Genomic DNA, 16835 nt, shown 5'->3' with positions numbered 1-16835 from the left:
GTTGCAACTGACGAGAGTGGCGTTTTCTCGTTACTAATCTGGCTAAGAGGTGACTGCCGCCGTGACAGTTACGCTAACTGGTTGTATCTAAGATTTCATGGGCGTTGATGGCTAACGACAGCACCCTTGAGCACTCAAAAACACTGGGAAAAACGCGGAATCCGAATTTCAGCACTCTCGCCAGCAGCCTCGCTCCAAACCGCCCTAAAAAGCTTGACCTCTGCCGTGCATTGGCATGCAGGTCGATTTGGGCAGAGGTCTACTCTTTTCGCGAAGAGACCGAAATTCGAGGGCGCGGAAGGTGCTCAAGCACCCTCACTCCGCCTCAACTGGTAGCAGCTAAATCACTTTTGGAGCCGATTGTTCCCACCTGGCCGGAACCAAACTAAGCTGCGGCCGGCGACGGAGCTTGCCGATACAAGTCCGTCCATTTCAGCGCTTTGGTAAAGCTTGCCTAAGCGTGTAGGTGGTGATTGCTGGGCTGGGCATATGTGGTGAAGCACCCGTGATTTTGGTGTCTACCTCATATGCACAAGGCTCGTTTGGGAACGCAAGCTTTTGCGTTATGCACCCGATTCCGTACGAAACGTAATGGGTTATATCTCCAGAATGTCCGCGGTCCCACGACTCAACACCGGCAGTGTAGTGAGTGTATTCGTGGCTCAATGTATGAACGAAGTCACTGATACGAGCGGAGGGATCGTCGAGATAGTGGAGTTCGATAAGAGTCTCTCCGTCCGGGTAGGAGATGGCGAGTTCCCGCCTGCTCCGGTTTCCCGCAGCTATCTGCATCTTCTTTTCTGGAGTCCCAGTCAGCTTCGAGTAGAGGTCGGCCCCGGACATAGTTGCATCGTCCTGCCATATGAACTCTTGTACAGCCGTGACGGCTGTTTTGAACTCCGTCGATGACCAAACTTGTGCAAAATGGGACCGAGCTTCCTCTATCTTGGCTTTGTGCTCCGAGCGCCACTCGGGATAGTGTTTGCTCCCGTATTGCTGGACGTAGTCGACGGCGACTGAAATCGGAAGCAGCTGTGTCAGAGTGCCTCCAGCCGCAACATTCGAACAGCAACTCGCTACATTTTGGGCGAAAGACGGAAAGGGGAGCAGCGACGTGGCTGCGACAGCACTGGCTTTCACAAAATCGCGTCGTTGCATAACCGTAGATACCTCGTTGGCTGTGGACTTAAAGGCGCGCCTAATCATGCCACATCCAAAGCCGAACCCATTGAAAATTCTCATCTGTGATTGGGTAGCAACATTTGGAGAGGTCTGCATAGTGCTCACGGGAAGAGCCGGTCCCATGTCCTAGGACAACAGCAGGCAAAGATCTGCCCGCTGACGTCCACAATCACTTGCGTGTATCGCGTCCTTGCGGACGTCGGCCCGTAGAGAGTGCTCGGGGATGCATATAGCTCGGCATCGGTCTGAGCGCAGTGTTTGGATTCAGCGTTCCACAAAGGGCGCAGAAATAATCTCTCAAGTCTGAACACGCTATATGCGCATAGCTATTCGTTATCACGAGACGCTCGTCCAAGCCGGTCCCTTCGATCATGACTTCATCCTCCGCAGGGGATCGGCCCAATTCGAAACGTCTCTTTCTCAAGTCCGGACCCAGAAACCTACGATGGTTCACTTGAGTTCTCAGAGCTTCCGCCTGTCGAAAGACAGCTAGCGACCCCTTCGCGTGCATGAGGCAGTTCCTAATCGACAGGGCGACGAGGACCTGTTCGTATTGTGGCTGGTGATACGGTTCCGCCCCATATGCCTTCATCGCCTTGAGATGGGCAGCAACGCCTTGCCCCAGCCCCTCTCGCGGAACCGTCGGATTCTGTTCTTGCAAGACTCTGAGTAGGCTGAAGACGTGGTTTTCAAAGACCGAAAGACTCAAGAACAAGTTGGCTGTCGCAATCAGACGGGGGAAGGTCTGGTTCAGCTTCACCGATTCAAGATGCTCGCGCAAGTCGGCGGTTGGGCCGCCCTCTGGAAAGTAGGTCGCCAACTTCCATCGCTCAAGATCCTTCTCGTGCTCCAAGAGTCGAGGTGACTTATAGACATAATCTGCAACATCGTTCAGCTCTCGGAATGCATTCCACTCCAGCTCTCCAAGCAAGAAATAGAGGTTGAGTTTGAGGAGACTCACAGCACTCCCTCAACAGAGATCAACGTGTCCATATCGATACCCTCATCAAGCGTATTGGCTCGAGGTACACACCGCAGACACGCCAGAACCGGCTCGATATCGACTCTCGCACTGAACACGCCGACGAGGACGTGAAGGGTTTTGGATTCCATTGCTGACGTCAAATGCGAGCCCTGTTCTCAAGCAGCCAGCTATGCAGCTTTGCTGCACTTTTGATCACTGCGGGCAGAGCTAAGAGGGAGAGACGAACGGAGTCTCGGGAAGCCTTCGCATTCATGGGATGCACGGCGTCATTCCTCTGTTGTCGGATCGCCTCCACCATCGCGCTCCAATAGGCTCCGATGCCTTCTTTCACGGAGTAAGGCACTTCCTTTGTTGCATCGATCTTCTCTCTTAGAAACTCGCTCAGGGACGCAATTCTTCGAGATTCGAAGAGTTTCTCAAGCCTTGCCCTTTCTGCGGTTGATGCAATGGCTGAGACCATCGCTTCTCCAAGGAGATAGAGGAGTTTTTCGCAAGCCGCACCCACCATGACGGCGGCTGCGAAGTCAGCCCCACGGTCGAACGACACAAGCGCTTCGCTTACGTACTGCTCAACGACTGGATCAAGGTTGCCGACTAGATCTCGCAGGTAGTGCATATACGCAGAAGGGTCTTCAGGAACCGCGTGTGCTTCTTCGATCCACATCTTGCCGCGTTCCGTCCAACGGAACCACTGGCCGGATGGAGGAGCGGTTCCGAAGTTGTCACTTGGCTGCTCGACCACGAAACCGCTCCGCAGGATTCTTGAGTAAGCTTCAATGGCCGAGGCTTTGACCTCATACGAACTTGCAGAGAAGTTGTAGGGCTGTCCTGCGTAAAGATACCGGTCCTGCTCGGGAACTTTACCGAGCCCAGAAGTCCCGACCTTGTCGAGTTCACGCCACAACCTGCTAATGAAGACCTGATAGCCAAAGTCTCCCATGCTCTGTCGGTAGGACAGGCGAATGAGTGAAAGCATGAACTCGGGAGCGGGTTGATCGGACATGTGCCCTCAATCGTATCTGTCGCGGTTGTTATCTCCAACGCTGCGGACGCGATTCACTTTATCGCAGAGGGACGGAATACTAATCAGCCATCGGAGAACTTAAACGAGCGGGAATAGATAGGTCCACGCCATTCATATACGGTGATCAACTCCTGGATCCAGAGATTCCTTGCCCAGACCTGTGAGGGCCCCGAGGTGGTGCTAGCCTCGACGGTACGGATCCCATATGAGCCATAGACCCGCTTGAACTGACGAACCTTGTCGCTGACGAGCGCCTTCATGGGTAACAGAAAGATGGCGCGTTTGCGTTCGACCACACCCTTGATCGCCGCGAGTTCGCCTAGCATGGTCTTGCCAGAAGAAGTCGGAGCGGACGCGATCAAATGTTCGCCCCGCAAAACTCCGGAATCGTTAATTGCATCGATCTGCAATTGATTCAGTGAAGGTATCTCAGCCGCCCAACTAGCGATGAGATCGTCGGGGAAACCGAAGTTCTTGAGACTTGATAAGTCAGCGGTTGCCGCCGCGCTTGTAAACTCTGGGAAAAGGCGTCGTACAGTGGCCCTTTCTTTAGAACACGCCACGTGTAGTCATCGTTGAATGTACCGCGGACGGCAGGATTCTGAACCCTTTGGATGGATCGCGCCGCATTTGTAACGCTCTGTACAACGTGTTGCAGCATTTTGAGTACGGAAATCTGATCTCCCCTTCGAAGCTCTTCTGGACCAAGCAATGCCTCTAGAAGATAGTAGGTGAGGAAGCCGTGCCCGATTCGTTGGTTCTTCCAAGCTCGCTCTGTCGGGTTGGCTGCAGTGAGGATGACGCGACCGTGTCCGCTTATTCTGTCAAGCTTCGCCGCGACGGATAGAACATCTCTTGCCCGACCTTCTACTTCAAGAGCCTTGGCCCCCATGCCACCGGCAAAACAGCAATCTAAAACGACAAGTAGGCGGTTCGCGGGTATGCGAGCACAGATATCCCCAAGCTCGATCAGGGATATCGCAGAGCCTCGAAGTCGGATGGATCGAGATCGTATGGCACCGGTTCGTGCGTTTCGGTCCCGTGTCCGGAGGAGCAAATCACCACGAGATCGTCGCGGTCGCAGGAGGCTAGCTCCTCAAGTTGAGAGAGGATATTGATGCGGGTGGCTTTCTCATCCCCTAACAGTGTCGTTTGCGCGGCAAAGTTGTCCTCGAAGAGAGCATGGAGGGCTGTTGCGTCGCGCACAGCGCAGTTTAGCCAATTAACGTCAGGGGAAGTATATCTATCAATGCCAATGAACAACCCTTTGAAAGCCATAACTGCGGTCTCCATGTATAGGTGTGCAACGAAAATTCTAGCTGGAGACCGCAGCTCAACAAGCATTGCGGCAATTCATGTGGCCGTCCCGCCAGCAGTAAATTTGAGTATGTGCTGCTCGTCTCGGAAGTGATTTGGCTGGATTGGTGACAAATAGTCAATGTACTGATTGAGCTGGATTAGTCCTGATATGTCGGCTTCTCGGAAGCGATCTTCTTCTGACGTGAACGGCGTCTATGAGGAGTGGTCATTCCGATTCGGACGGTTGGGCGATTAACCGGGTCCGCCAACTCAGAGTTGGCTCAACATGTGAAACTCATTCTCAAAGGCGTCGTCAGTATCTTTACAGAAGGATTGCCGCAATGTTGCGGAATGGATGTTGCCGGTGTATGGGAGTGCCATGAGGAAAAAGATCGTACTGGCCGGTGCCGTCGCGCTCACGGTGGCTTCGGGTTATGTGAGCCTTCCACGGGTCGAAGCAAAGATCATTGCGCACGCGTCCCCAGATCGCCAGACGCGAGCCGTGGTCGACGCTACGTCTGCGTTTCTTGCGTCGTTGACGGCGGATCAAAAGCAGAAGGTTCAGTTTGCCTTCACGTCGCAGAAGCTTGGCGCCAACGCTCCCTTTCATAGAACGGCAGACGGCGGTGTAGCACCGGGCGCTCCTGCTGGTGGGCAGCAAGCCGGTTCAGGTGGACCGGGGCGCGGACCCGGCGGTCCAGGTGGGCCTGGGGGCCCCGGCGGTCAAGGGCGAGGCCCAGGTGGTCCGGGCGGTAAGCAAGGTGGTCCAGCGGGCGGCCCTGGTGGCCCCGGCGGAGGCGGTGGTGGTTTTGGCGGCGGACCTCCGGGTGGTTTCATCGGAGAGCAGTACGGCCAAGCGGTATGGTCGAACTATCCAGTAAGCGATGTGCTGCGACCGGGACTTCGTCTTGGCACGTTGACCGCTCCGCAGCGGACGGCGGCCATGCACCTGTTGCAGACCGTGCTCAGCCCCATCGGCTACCAAAAGGTGCTGGAAATTATGGGTTCAGATCAGGCGCTGACCGATGCTGGAACCAACTTCGCATCGGGCGAGGCCGTATACACCATCGGCATCTTCGGCGAGCCCAGCGCGACCAAGCCGTGGATGCTCGAGTTTGGGGGCCATCATCTCGCACTGAACATCGTGATCGCAGGTCCTGGTGGCACCATGACCCCAACGCTGACCGGCGCGCAGCCGTCCGTGTACACGCACGGCGGCAAAACGGTTCGCGTGCTTGCCCAGGAGAACGACACAGCCTTCGCCCTGCTGGACGCATTGGATGAAAAGCAGAAGAAGCAGGCCATCCTGAACTATGAAGTGAACGATCTGGTGCTTGGGCCGGGACAGGCTGGCAAGCAGATTCAGCCGGAGGGATTGAAGGCAGCGGACATGAGCGCGAAGCAGCGCACCATGCTGCTGAACGTCATCGCACAGTGGGCTGGCATTGTGAACGAAGCCTATGCGAAGACTCGCATGGCAGAGATTGAAGCAGACCTGAACGACACCTACTTTGCGTGGAGCGGACCCGTGACCCACGCGGCTGGCAAGAACGGCAGTTCGTACTACCGCATCCAAGGGCCGCGATTGGTTATCGAGTTTTCGCCGCAGGGCGTCGGCGGCGACCCTACGATGCACGTCCACACCATCTACCGCGATCCCACCAACGACTACGGCGTAAAGCTCACGGGTGCAAAATGAAACGACTTCTATCGCTTGCTGTCGCAGTAGTGTTCTGCGTTCCAACTCTGGTCCGTGCGCAGGGAAAGAGCTCAACCGAGGCAGTCGTACACGCTGCGAATGACTTCCTTGCAACGCTCACCGCAGAGCAGAAGCAGAAGGTGATGTACGCCTTTGACGATGCAACACAGCGGGCTCGCTGGTCGAACTTTCCAACCGGTGTCGTCGCGCGCGGCGGCATTAGCCTCAAGCAGATGACTGTAGAGCAGCAGCAGGCCGCCATGAAGCTGATGGGCACCGTACTCAGCCCCATGGGGCTTGAGAAGGTGAACGAGATTCGCGAGGCCGACGATGACTTCAAGGCCAACGGGTCAAAGCGCGGACCGGGTGGTGGCGGGCCGCGTCCGCAGGGACCACCGCCGGGCGGCGGCCAGGGCGGACCTCCGCCACAGTTTGGCGGCGGCGGGCGCGGTCCAGGTGGCCCCGGTGGTCCGGGTGGCCGACCTCCCGGCGGCGGAGACCTCTTCGGCAGCGATCTCTACTTCCTCTCGTTCCTTGGAACACCCTCCGCAACCCAGCCGTGGATGTTGCAGTTTGGCGGGCATCATCTTGCGTTGAACATCACCATCGCAGGCAGCAAGGGCGTGCTAACACCAACGCTGACCGGCGCACAACCGGCAATATTTAAGCTCAACGGCAAGACCATACGTCCCGTTGGTCGCGAGAGCGACAAGGCGCTGGCGCTGTTGAAGTCACTGGATGAAGCGCAGCAGAAACAAGCAGTGCTGAGCTACCAGGTTGCGGACCTTGTGCTTGGACCGGGGCAGGACGGCAAGAAGATCACACCGGAAGGCCTGAAGGCGCAGAAGATGAACGCGCAGCAAAAGGCCATGCTGCTCGACCTCATTGCGGAGTGGTCCGGCATCCTGACCGAACCCTACGCCAGTGCGCGTTTGAACCAGATGAAGGACGACCTGGACGACACCTACTTCGCATGGAGCGGTGCGACCACGGCGGAAGCCGGCACCAATATCACGGCGTACTACCGCATCCAGGGGCCGCACCTGGTCATTGAATACGCTCCGCAGAGCGATGAGCCCGGCAACCATGTGCACACCATGTACCGCGATCCAACTAACGACTACGGCAGCGCCCTAACGAAGCAATGAAACCGAAGCTGGCCGCTTCAGTCGCCACGGGTCTGCTGCTTTCGTGCATACCCGCGTGGGCGCATCGGATTGACGAGTATCTGCAGGCGACGATCCTCTCGCTGGAATCGAATCGCATGCACGCGTCCATGCGCCTGATTCCCGGTGTCATGATTGCGCCTTCGGTCATCGCGACGATCGACACGGATCATGATGGGGCGTTCTCTGACGCCGAGAAGCGGGCCTATGCCGATCGCGTTCTTCGTGACCTGTCCATCACGATTGACGGCGAGGCAGCGACGCCTCAACTTGATTCCCTGGCTATTCCGGAAGCGTTGCAACTGCGCGATGGCTTGGGTGAAATCCATCTGGAGTATCACGTCGGTCTTCCGTCGGCCACTTCATCCAATCGGTCCCTGACACTTTCCAATCACCATATGAACGACGGGTCGGTCTATCTCGTCAACGTTGAGGTTCCGCAGGATCGCGGTCTCCGCATCGTCGATCAGAAGAGGAATGCGCGGCAATCGAACTACGAACTGGACTTTGAGCAAGCCGGGGTGGCAGCGACGCGGTTGGGAGTTCGGGCATGGTGGAATGGTCTGCAGTTCTCCAGCCTTTTTCGCCTTGGCATGCGCCACATTGCAGAGGGCACGGACCATTTGCTTTTTCTCCTGGTCTTGTTGCTTCCAGCGCCGCTATTGGCAGTTGGCTCACGCTGGGCCTCGACCGCGACTGTTCGTCAAAGCCTTCTCCACATCATCGGCATCGTCACGGCATTCACCATCGGTCATTCGTTAACCCTGACCTTGGCAGCAATGAACTTCGTGCACGTCCCCGCGCGGCCGGTGGAGGTATTCATCGCCGTATCCATCCTGGTGTCCGCAGTCCATGCCTTGCGGCCTATCTTCCCTGGCCGAGAGGCGTGGATCGCCGCATTTTTCGGTCTTATTCACGGCTTGGCGTTTGCGTCCACGCTCGACCGCCTCGGGCTCGCTCGGTGGGATCGAGTCCTGGGCATTCTGTCGTTCAATCTCGGCATCGAGACGATGCAACTGCTGGTTGTGGCGTTCGTTCTGCCATCGTTGCTGCTCATGAGCCGCACACGTGCTTACTCAGCGTTCCGGATCACCGGAGCAGCATTCGCGTCTGTGGCTTCTGCCATGTGGATTGTCGAACGCCTCTTCAAGATTCAGACTCCCGCAGACGCAATCGTGAACTTGGTGGCGCAAAGAGGCGCCGTGGGCGCGGTCCTATTGTTCGCAGCGAGCCTTCTGTGCCTACTTCTTGATAGGGGTTCAAAAGCCCTCAGGTCCTGATACGGCGGCTTGTCGCGAGCATTCGATCCGCAAAAGATGTTCGGTGTGTTTCGTAACAGGCTCGTTCCCCCTCCTGCACCTTCCCCTTGCTAAGGGATCGATCCGACTACAGCGGAGTAGCGCACTTGTCTTCTTTTGAGTTTCTAGATTGACGCCAATCGCCAATGCACTCACTGACTCGTATTAGTACCGATATGTCGGCTTATCGGAAACGATCTTCTTCTGACGTGAACGGCGTTTATCAGGAGTATCGCTGGATCACCATTTGACTAGAGTTTCCGTCCGGCTATTGAGAAGGCGTGGCGATGCGTGTTTCTTTAGCGCCTGCGTCGATGAGTAACTTTTTCGACTTCTGATAGTTATCGTGGAGCACGTTGCATACGGAATAGCCTACGGTCATCCATCGAGGATCTTTTTCGCGAACTACTGGTGACCCGCAGTTTGCAGCATTGAGATAGTCGAGAGCCGTGCGTCCTTCTGAGTCTTTCATACGGGCATCAGCTCCAGCTTTCAGTAATGTCCCGATCTCGTCGGGATCTCCGCGCTGGGCTAGGAGCATAAGCGCGGTCATACCTTCGTCATTGGCAGCATTCACTTCGGCGCCTGCTTTCAGGAGGTCCTCATCCGCCATACCGGTGACTGCGGATGCCATTAGCGCCGTTTCGCCCCCTTCGAGCGAGCATTTACATCCACTCCGACTTTGACGATTTCCTTCAATGGCGAATCTCCATAGGAACTCGCGGCATACATAAGAGGAGTCCATCCGCTCGAGTCAACATCAGTCAGCTTATCGCCCGCCTCCAGCGCGGCTTGGAAGGCCTTCTTGTCTCCGCGCCGCGCCGCATCCATAAGCATTGTCTTCCCAGGCTTGGGAAGAAATTCAAATGTGATCTCCGCAATGCTTTCAGTTTTCGGATCACCATGCCGCCACTGATGGGTATTGGCAGACACGTCGATTGCTAATTCCACGTCTCTGAAGACCGCCGGTGCCGCGTCGCCATACTCGCCGACACTCTTCTCTCGTCCGCCGATTCGCACCTTGATTGAACTAGCGTCGCCGTCCATCAGCCCTGCCTGATCGTAACGGCCGCATAACTTCCAGACACCTGCCGTTCGAAATTTCTCTAACAGGGAGTGCGCCTCCGCTGATGTGAGTTGACCATGCTGAACAACATCCCCCTGCTTCCAAATAACAGCGCCGTCTGAGCCAACTCGCACCTCTTCGTTCCAACGGTGTAGTTCGACGAAGTCTCCACTCCTCACGCTTGCTGGCGGTACGCGATCGTTGGCGCTTGGACATTCCGAGCGATTCAACCCAATAGTAGAGATCGAGATGACCTGAATCTGCCCTGTCTGATCTATCACAGCCTTCGTCATAGCTTGACCATCGTCGTATCCATCGTCGGGTGGGTCTAGCCGAAAGTGGAATGTGACCTTAAATGCCTGTTGAGATAGCTCGCCTTTCGGATTGAAGCGCCACGCCTTCACATTTTCAACTGCTACTCCTTGCAGCATCGCTGGACCGGACACCGGCATGACATCGGCTGCGCGGCCTTCCGATGTCAGCCGGAAACTCACTACTACATCACCTTGAACTTTTGCGGCCCTCGCAATCGTCGGATACTTCAGTTCCGGCAGGGCCTCAGGTACGGGTACCTGTGCCTGAGACATGCGAAAACAGGTTGCAAACAGGGCTGCGAGAAACCATGCTTGGATTTTCGACATATCCCATATCCTCTGCGATCTAAAACCTTCGCTACGCAAGAGTACACAACCTGTCCCGGAGCTTGGAATGGTCCTGATGTCGATTCTTTCTCTCGTTATTATGGCGACGCCGGTTCCAATCCGATCTGATCGTTAACGGCATTCTGAAGACGCTGTTTGCACCCCAGATAGCGTTCGGTAGTTTGAACCGATACGTGCCCCAGTAGGAACTGAATTTGTTCGAGCTCTCCTCCAGCTTGATGGCAGAGTCGAGCGCAAGTCCGGCGCAGATCATGGGGCGCGATTAAGCCGATATCGCAGCTCGAAGCGGTTTCTCGAACGATAGACCAGATTACTTTCGCCGTGAACCCACAATTACCAACCCTTCCAGTCTTGCCTATGGCACGGAACAGCACACCACTCTGAAGGTCTGCGGCCTTTGTCCAATGATCGACGGCGGACTTAACCCAGCCAGGTACAGGGATTGTGCGCATGTGACGACCTTTGCCGATAAGGTCTGCAAGCACCCAGTGCTCCTCTCGTAATTCAAAGTGCTCAATCTTGACTGCTATGAGTTCTGCTCTGCGGAGACCGCAACCGAGAAGCATCGCCAGAACTGCATGGTTGCGCAAGTCTCTTAGGTGCTTGCCGGAATGAACCGCGAGCAGTTTCTTAGCCTGTTCAACCGTCAGCCAGTTGCCAACACGAACGCCTAAGCGCTTCGCTCCCTTTACCCTGCGAATGCCGGCGCCGAGGTCAGGGTTAAGCAGTCCGCAATCCGAAGCCTCGTAGGCCAGCCTGCGAACCGCAGCGAGCCTCAAGTTGATGGTCGAAGGCGCGTATCTCCGTTGCTCCAAGGCCATGCGGTAACGCGTCACGACTGTCTTGTTGAACGCGAGGCGTGGTTCAGAGCAGTACCACTCGATGAAATCGCGGATGGCATGTTCGTATGACCGTCGTGAGTTCAGAGATGCAAGGCTGTTGAGAACCGCTGATTTGGAGTAGTCGAGGTCTGGAAGTCTAAGAACACTCTTGGGTTTCTTTGCTCTTTTCGCCATTCTGACGGCCTCCTAGCCGTGGCGAAAAGCATCTCTCAACCGGATTAGTCCTCATAAGTCGGCTTATCGTCAGCAAGGTCTCGGATGACGAGATCGGCGTTTCTCGGTACCAATGTGAAGGACGAACTCTCTGACCTCCTCCTTCAACAACAGGCGGCTTAGGACATCATCGTCATCACTGCCCACGGCAAGATAACCCATCGCCCATCCCTGCGCTCCAGCACCACCCACCGCCAGTTACCGCACAGCCCGCCGCAGTACATACCAATCTCTGTCATGGCCATCGTGTGCGCGCGATTGAAATAGACGGCCGTGAAGCTGTGGAGTCCTGCTGCACCCTTGAACTCCTCCGGAGTCGGAGGAGCTTGCATAATGTTGTCAGAAGGCGGCATATAGCCCGACACGTGCGCTGCATACCGTTTCTGCCCTTCTTCGTCCAGCAACCGAATCGGCAACTTCAAACGAAAGCGCGAAGCTTCAAGTTGGTACCGTTCGTGACAACTCCGGTCAAAATCACCGAGCATCTCAGCAAGACTGGATTGATCCTTCTCAGGTGCTCGAATTGCTTGGTGAGGGTTCATCATGCCACTAGTCGAGCAGGAAGTGCCGAGTGGTTCGGCCTTGGTCGTCGTTTCCAGGAGCCAGAACGTTCGAGGGACGTCACCCCATTCAATCTCATGACCAGGTAACAGGTCCGAATAGATTGCGTATGAGTCCATGTCGCGGTCTTGAGGCATTCTTTGGGGCGTTGAATACTGGACCGCCTTCGTAGACTGCGCGGTGCTGCCCGCAGCGATGAAGACAAGGACACATCCGATAGCGCAATCCTTCAATTCCTTCACCCTAGCCCCTCCGTGAGTGTCGACAGATGCAAATTCTTGGACTCTGGTTATACAGATTAGTCTCCAGAAGTCGGCATATCGTCGGTAATCTGCCCAGCCGATCTCAATTGGCGAATACAGGCCAATGCACTCACCGACTCGATAGGTACCTATAAATGGGATGAGCAGGTCCTCCTGAGGAGGAGCAGACTGTTCCCATGAAGAAGCCCACTTTACAGGACTGATATGCTTGCCCTGCATTTGTGCCTGCCCTGCATTGTCATTCGATTTTCGGTTTCAACGAGGAGCACATGAAACGAGCGTGGAAGTGGATCGGCGGAACTTTTATCGTTTTGTGTGTTCTCGTGGCTCTCGCGGGGTTCCTGCTCTTTCACGCTGTCCGAAGAAACGTTGAATCGCGGTCACCTGGGCTCGTCGCTGTATCACTGCCAGCACCGGACCTCGCGTTCCAAACACTCGATGGGCACGCGCGGCACCTCAGCGACTACAAAGGAAAGGTGGTCTTTCTCGATCTCTGGGGAACATGGTGCATACAGTGTGTAGCAGAAATGCCCACGGTGCAGGCACTATACGACCGATACAAGAACGATCCAGAGGTAATCTTTCTGATCGTCTCCCGGTTGGATACGCCACAACGCGTGGAACACTATGCGCGACTCGGCCACTACTCCTTGCCGTTCTTCGTAACGCGAGATGAAGACATTCCGCCCTCAATGTACTTTCACCAATACCCGGCAACGTTTCTCTATTCCCAAGACGGCAGAATTGCCGCCCAGCATGCAGGCGGAGCTGATTGGAACGATCCAAGTGTTTCCGCTTTCATTGATGGACTGAAGAGCCACTCAAAATAACTCATGAAAGATAAGGACAAAGAGGTTAGGCGTAAAGCCGGAAGCTCTCTGGAAACTCGGCGAAGAACAAGCGCGGTTTGGAAACTTTTGCATGACCGAAGGGAAGAGCGTCTATCGGTAGAAAGCCAAGGCCGAGATTCGCTCCAGTTACTTCGCAAAAAGATGAGCGCTTTTGGCCTTCATCCGTCTTGCAGAGTAAGGGCATCCCTCTCTGATCCACAACCTTCGCGAGGATCACGCGAACCATGAAGAAAACGCTCCGAAATCCTATGCTGTTTGAGCGATCAGATACCACAGCGTCTCAAAATGGACCGCTTGAAACAAATGCGGGGCAACGGCCGACGTTTGCGGCTAGGTTCCGCTGCATCGGCTCAGACTGTGAGGACACATGCTGCGGTGATTGGGACATTCCGCTCGATAAGATTACCTATTTAAAGTACCGGCAGTTTCCAGCCGAAGAACTTCGCACTCTTGTGTCGCACTTTGTAATAAAGCGCGAAGGAATGCCGCACGACAGTTGGTATGGTTCGATCCTTCGCAAGCAGGATGGGGCGTGTCCCTTCTTTGGTGCAGACCGTCTGTGCGCGATCCAAAAACAGTACGGCCCCGAGCTCTTATCTTCGACCTGTTCGATATATCCTCGTTCGCTCGCGGTCGTAGATGGAGTCCTTGAAGGTTCACTTAGCCTTTCGTGTCCTGAAGCCGCACGCCAAGTGCTGCTGGAAGACGATTCTACTGAGCAAACGGGAGATCTGTTTTCCGGTCAGTTCCGAACAGATAATGTGTTCGGAGTACGTGAGACCAAAGGTCTGGGAGCGATTTATCTACAAGTTCGAGGTTTGATCGTCGAACTGATCCGTGACCGGACGCGTCCTGTGTGGCAACGCCTGCTCTTGATAGTCGATCTTTGTATTCGCTTGGACAGTCTTATTGACCAGGACTTGATCGTCGCCTCAGACATCGTCACGCGCTTCAGGAATTCGTTGGGACAGAGATCTGGCTCGGAGTTCGACCGGACGTCGCCCGACATCGCATGTCGTCTTGAACTTGCTATATTTCTCAGCACTCAGCGTTGCCAGGATCCAGATTGTGGCACCCGATTCAAGGATGTCTTTTGGGACTTCATTGAAGCGATCGGGTCAACCACTTCCTCAGGAGCAGATGAAGACGTGTATCGGTTCCGAAACGCGAACCAGGACCATTTGGAACCGCTGCTCAGCGAGGCACCATTCATGCTGGAAAACTACCTGCTGAACTACATTTACCAGCACCTCTTCCCTTTCGGCAGATCTGGGAGCAACAGATTTTTCCCCCACACGATGTCTGAGGAGGCCATCCTTTTAGTTGTTCGCTACTCCTGGATGACGACGCTACTCGCTGGGGTAGCAGGTCTGCACGGCTCCAGCTTTGGAAAGTCACGTCTGGTGTCTACGGTCCAATCCTTTACCAGAGCTGTCGAACACACACCCTACATCCTCGAAGAAGCTCTCGTTTTTGTAAGGTCCCGCGGGCTCGATACATTGTCAGGCCTTACCAAGCTTCTCAGAAGCTAAGGGTTGCGGATGGCAAGTGCCATGACAGCCTGGCTTTTCGTCAGGAGTCTATGAACGGGAGGGAGTTTATGAGGACTAATCCAGATTCGATGAGTGCATTGGCCCGGAATCAATAGTTGATCTTCCGGGCCGCTTCAGTTCGCCGAGCCTAAGCCCCTTCATGTGAATCGCGGTTCACACCACTTACCCCCTGCGGGATCGCAGGAAGACAGGCTAGAGTAACAACGCCTAGACACTCACAGTAGGATGACCTAGTACATCTTGTGACGGACGTCTCCTGTAGCCACGTTGATTTCTTTCAGCCTGCTTGGTTCAGAAGGCAGAGCTAAACGCACGAGGAACGCAACCTGGCCTGTTGTATGGAAGCCAACGCCCCGAAGCACCCAGTGATATGTTGGTCGCGAGACAATGCCAGACATAATTGAGCAGACCACCACGGACCTTTTAAACCAACTTCAACCCGGCCATGTTGCAGACGCACTACACCGATTAGATGCTGGAGCGGAGACGCAGTTCGCCGACTCAACCAACTACGACTTAGTGTTCCAAGGCAAGAGGTACCCTCCAAAGCGTGTCGCAGGACTTGCCCTCGGAATTATGACGGGCGATTCATTTGGACCGCAGTCGTTCAAGGGGGGCGAAGAATCCTCGTGTTTCCGCGCATTACGACGCTGCGGCTTTACGGTGACCCCTAAGGTGAGTAGCGTAGCCCAATCTCTTACGGATGCTATCGCAGAGGTGCTTTCACTCCAGACGGTCTATTCGTCCAGTAATTCCGACGCTATGCAGCGGAGGGGTGAGCTCGTTCGAAATGTCCTTCCCGCTCATCTCCGAGCAAACATCGAACGATTTGAACCCCTATTCACTTCGGCCGGCTATTCCCTCGAAGTAAAAGGGTCTGATGGCATCGGCCGAAAAGTTGAGTCTCCTTGGGTCAGAATGTTCGATCCACTGATGTCTCCGTCGGCTAGAGAGGGATGGTACCTGGTGATTCACTTCTCGCGGAACGGTCGGAACCTATATCTCACTGTGGGTTGTGCAGGTACTGTGTTTCGCGATGGGAGCCTGTTCAATCTCCCTCAGACTGATCTAGCCGCAAAAGTCGAGTGGGCCCGGTCTGTTATACGTTCCAAGAACATTCCAGTTGACCGTTTCGATGACGAGATTCAACTGGAGGGCAATGACCTCTCCACTCAGTTCGAGCGAGCTACCGCTTTTGCGAAGATGTTGCAGGTTGAGCAGTTCACCGATGCGGAATTTTGGGAGGAAACTGCTAGCCTCTGCCAAATTCTCTTGGAACTGTATGAGCAGGATCGTATGGGCAAAGTCCCCCTGTCGGAACAACCTGAAGTCCTAGTTGTTGAGGCGGAGGTCCAGGATGCAATTTCGGAACGTGGGCGAAAATCTACCGGCCAAGGTCGCGGTCTCTCCGCTGCTGAACGGTCTGCAATCGAGCTCCGCGCTATGGAGCTCGCACGCCATGCACTGGAACATGATGGGTTTACGGAGATCAAAGACGTATCAAGGACGGAATCCTTCGACTTCAGCGCGACTCGGGACGGCGTTCCGTGGTTGATAGAGGTCAAAGGCACTACGAGCCCAGTTGCTGAGTCAATTCTTCTTACGGCTGCTGAGTTGACGCTTCATCAAACCAATGCAGGTTTCACTGCATTGGTTATCGCGCACGACATCCACCTCAAACGCGAGGAAACAGGGCCAATCGCGACCGGGGGCACTGTGGAACTCCTGAGCCCCTGGTCCCTAGAGCGCTGGAACTTTGAACCAATAGCATACAAAGCGAGAAGAATTCGGGCATAGACCAGCGGATTCTTGAGAAGGTCCTTAGGATATGCAGTGACTGCCCCAGAAGGATGGGCTTTGTTGTATGAGTTTCGAAACGGCGAGCTTGCCGGCCCGAGTTGTAGGCGTCGATGGATCTCGGTAAGCGCATAATCGCCAATGCACTCGCTGAGCAAACGTGAATAAGCACATGGTCTGATATCACCAGGCGAGCACGTGATTGTTGGCGGTGAGCCTACCTGTCAGCATAGCTAAAGCTCAGCCTCCAAGAAACCACGCATCATGGGGCATACGGTCGGGCTACGCGCGGCCAAGCAGCAGCGATTGCAACAGTAACAGCACCAGTCGTGTATCTTAGTTTGCCTTCGGGAAAAGCAGCGGTTTCGAACCCG

General features: G+C 55.2%; 15 protein-coding genes. 6 read left to right on the top strand and 9 right to left on the bottom strand.

Going from position 1 to position 16835, the window contains the following annotated elements; translation table 11 throughout:
- Positions 1-432: 432 nt before the first annotated feature.
- The 5 genes from JAO32_RS15715 to JAO32_RS15695 all read right to left on the bottom strand — a co-directional run bounded on the left by JAO32_RS15715 (position 433) and on the right by JAO32_RS15695 (position 4469).
- Positions 433-1206, bottom strand: a complete 774-nt coding sequence (locus tag JAO32_RS15715; RefSeq protein ID WP_334242090.1) for a twin-arginine translocation signal domain-containing protein — start codon at positions 1204-1206, stop codon at positions 433-435.
- Positions 1207-1351: 145 nt separating this feature from the next.
- Positions 1352-2143, bottom strand: coding sequence for a hypothetical protein (locus JAO32_RS15710; protein WP_334242088.1), 792 nt, complete (start codon positions 2141-2143; stop codon positions 1352-1354).
- A gap of 160 nt (positions 2144-2303) precedes the next feature.
- Positions 2304-3170, bottom strand: coding sequence for a hypothetical protein (locus JAO32_RS15705; RefSeq protein WP_334242086.1), 867 nt, complete (start codon positions 3168-3170; stop codon positions 2304-2306).
- An 83-nt stretch (positions 3171-3253) separates the two neighbouring features.
- Positions 3254-3754: a DEAD/DEAH box helicase gene (locus JAO32_RS15700; RefSeq protein WP_334242085.1), complete on the bottom strand. Its 501-nt coding sequence runs from the start codon at positions 3752-3754 to the stop codon at positions 3254-3256.
- A gap of 406 nt (positions 3755-4160) precedes the next feature.
- Positions 4161-4469 (bottom strand): caspase family protein, encoded by a 309-nt coding sequence (locus JAO32_RS15695; RefSeq protein WP_334242083.1) that lies wholly within the window; start codon positions 4467-4469, stop codon positions 4161-4163.
- Between the two features lie 400 nt (positions 4470-4869).
- On the opposite strand from JAO32_RS15695, the gene JAO32_RS15690 reads away from it, so the two are divergent.
- The 3 genes from JAO32_RS15690 to JAO32_RS15680 are packed head-to-tail and all read left to right on the top strand — an operon-like array spanning position 4870 to position 8635.
- Positions 4870-6189 (top strand): DUF3500 domain-containing protein, encoded by a 1320-nt coding sequence (locus JAO32_RS15690; RefSeq protein ID WP_334242081.1) that lies wholly within the window; start codon positions 4870-4872, stop codon positions 6187-6189.
- On the top strand, positions 6186-7337 hold the full coding sequence (locus JAO32_RS15685; RefSeq protein ID WP_334242080.1) for a DUF3500 domain-containing protein: 1152 nt from the start codon (positions 6186-6188) through the stop codon (positions 7335-7337). The genes JAO32_RS15690 and JAO32_RS15685 overlap by 4 nt, the downstream gene beginning before the upstream one ends.
- Positions 7334-8635: a HupE/UreJ family protein gene (locus tag JAO32_RS15680; RefSeq protein ID WP_334242077.1), complete on the top strand. Its 1302-nt coding sequence runs from the start codon at positions 7334-7336 to the stop codon at positions 8633-8635. Before JAO32_RS15685 ends, JAO32_RS15680 begins: the two co-directional genes overlap by 4 nt.
- 286 nt (positions 8636-8921) lie before the next feature.
- On the opposite strand, the gene JAO32_RS15675 is transcribed toward JAO32_RS15680, so the two are convergent.
- The 4 genes from JAO32_RS15675 to JAO32_RS15660 all read right to left on the bottom strand — a co-directional run bounded on the left by JAO32_RS15675 (position 8922) and on the right by JAO32_RS15660 (position 12239).
- Positions 8922-9287: an ankyrin repeat domain-containing protein gene (locus JAO32_RS15675; RefSeq protein WP_334242075.1), complete on the bottom strand. Its 366-nt coding sequence runs from the start codon at positions 9285-9287 to the stop codon at positions 8922-8924.
- On the bottom strand, positions 9287-10360 hold the full coding sequence (locus tag JAO32_RS15670; protein WP_334242073.1) for a TonB family protein: 1074 nt from the start codon (positions 10358-10360) through the stop codon (positions 9287-9289). Before JAO32_RS15670 ends, JAO32_RS15675 begins: the two co-directional genes overlap by 1 nt.
- Before the next feature lie 98 nt (positions 10361-10458).
- On the bottom strand, positions 10459-11397 hold the full coding sequence (locus JAO32_RS15665) for a tyrosine-type recombinase/integrase (protein WP_334242070.1): 939 nt from the start codon (positions 11395-11397) through the stop codon (positions 10459-10461).
- A 158-nt stretch (positions 11398-11555) separates the two neighbouring features.
- Positions 11556-12239, bottom strand: a complete 684-nt coding sequence (locus JAO32_RS15660; RefSeq protein WP_334242068.1) for a hypothetical protein — start codon at positions 12237-12239, stop codon at positions 11556-11558.
- A 290-nt stretch (positions 12240-12529) separates the two neighbouring features.
- Here JAO32_RS15660 and JAO32_RS15655 point away from each other — a divergent pair, with 290 nt between their 5' ends.
- The 3 genes from JAO32_RS15655 (at position 12530) to JAO32_RS15645 (ending at position 16461) form a co-directional block, all read left to right on the top strand.
- On the top strand, positions 12530-13090 hold the full coding sequence (locus tag JAO32_RS15655) for a TlpA family protein disulfide reductase (RefSeq protein WP_334242066.1): 561 nt from the start codon (positions 12530-12532) through the stop codon (positions 13088-13090).
- Between the two features lie 245 nt (positions 13091-13335).
- Positions 13336-14643, top strand: coding sequence for a flagellin lysine-N-methylase (gene fliB / locus JAO32_RS15650; protein ID WP_334242064.1), 1308 nt, complete (start codon positions 13336-13338; stop codon positions 14641-14643).
- A 408-nt stretch (positions 14644-15051) separates the two neighbouring features.
- On the top strand, positions 15052-16461 hold the full coding sequence (locus JAO32_RS15645; protein WP_334242062.1) for an MrcB family domain-containing protein: 1410 nt from the start codon (positions 15052-15054) through the stop codon (positions 16459-16461).
- Positions 16462-16835: the final 374 nt, after the last annotated feature.

This window comes from Terriglobus sp. ADX1, from assembly GCF_036877645.1.
Taxonomy (GTDB): domain Bacteria; phylum Acidobacteriota; class Terriglobia; order Terriglobales; family Acidobacteriaceae; genus Terriglobus.
Note: the sequence above shows the minus strand (reverse complement) of the source record. Positions and strands in the feature narration are given on the sequence as shown.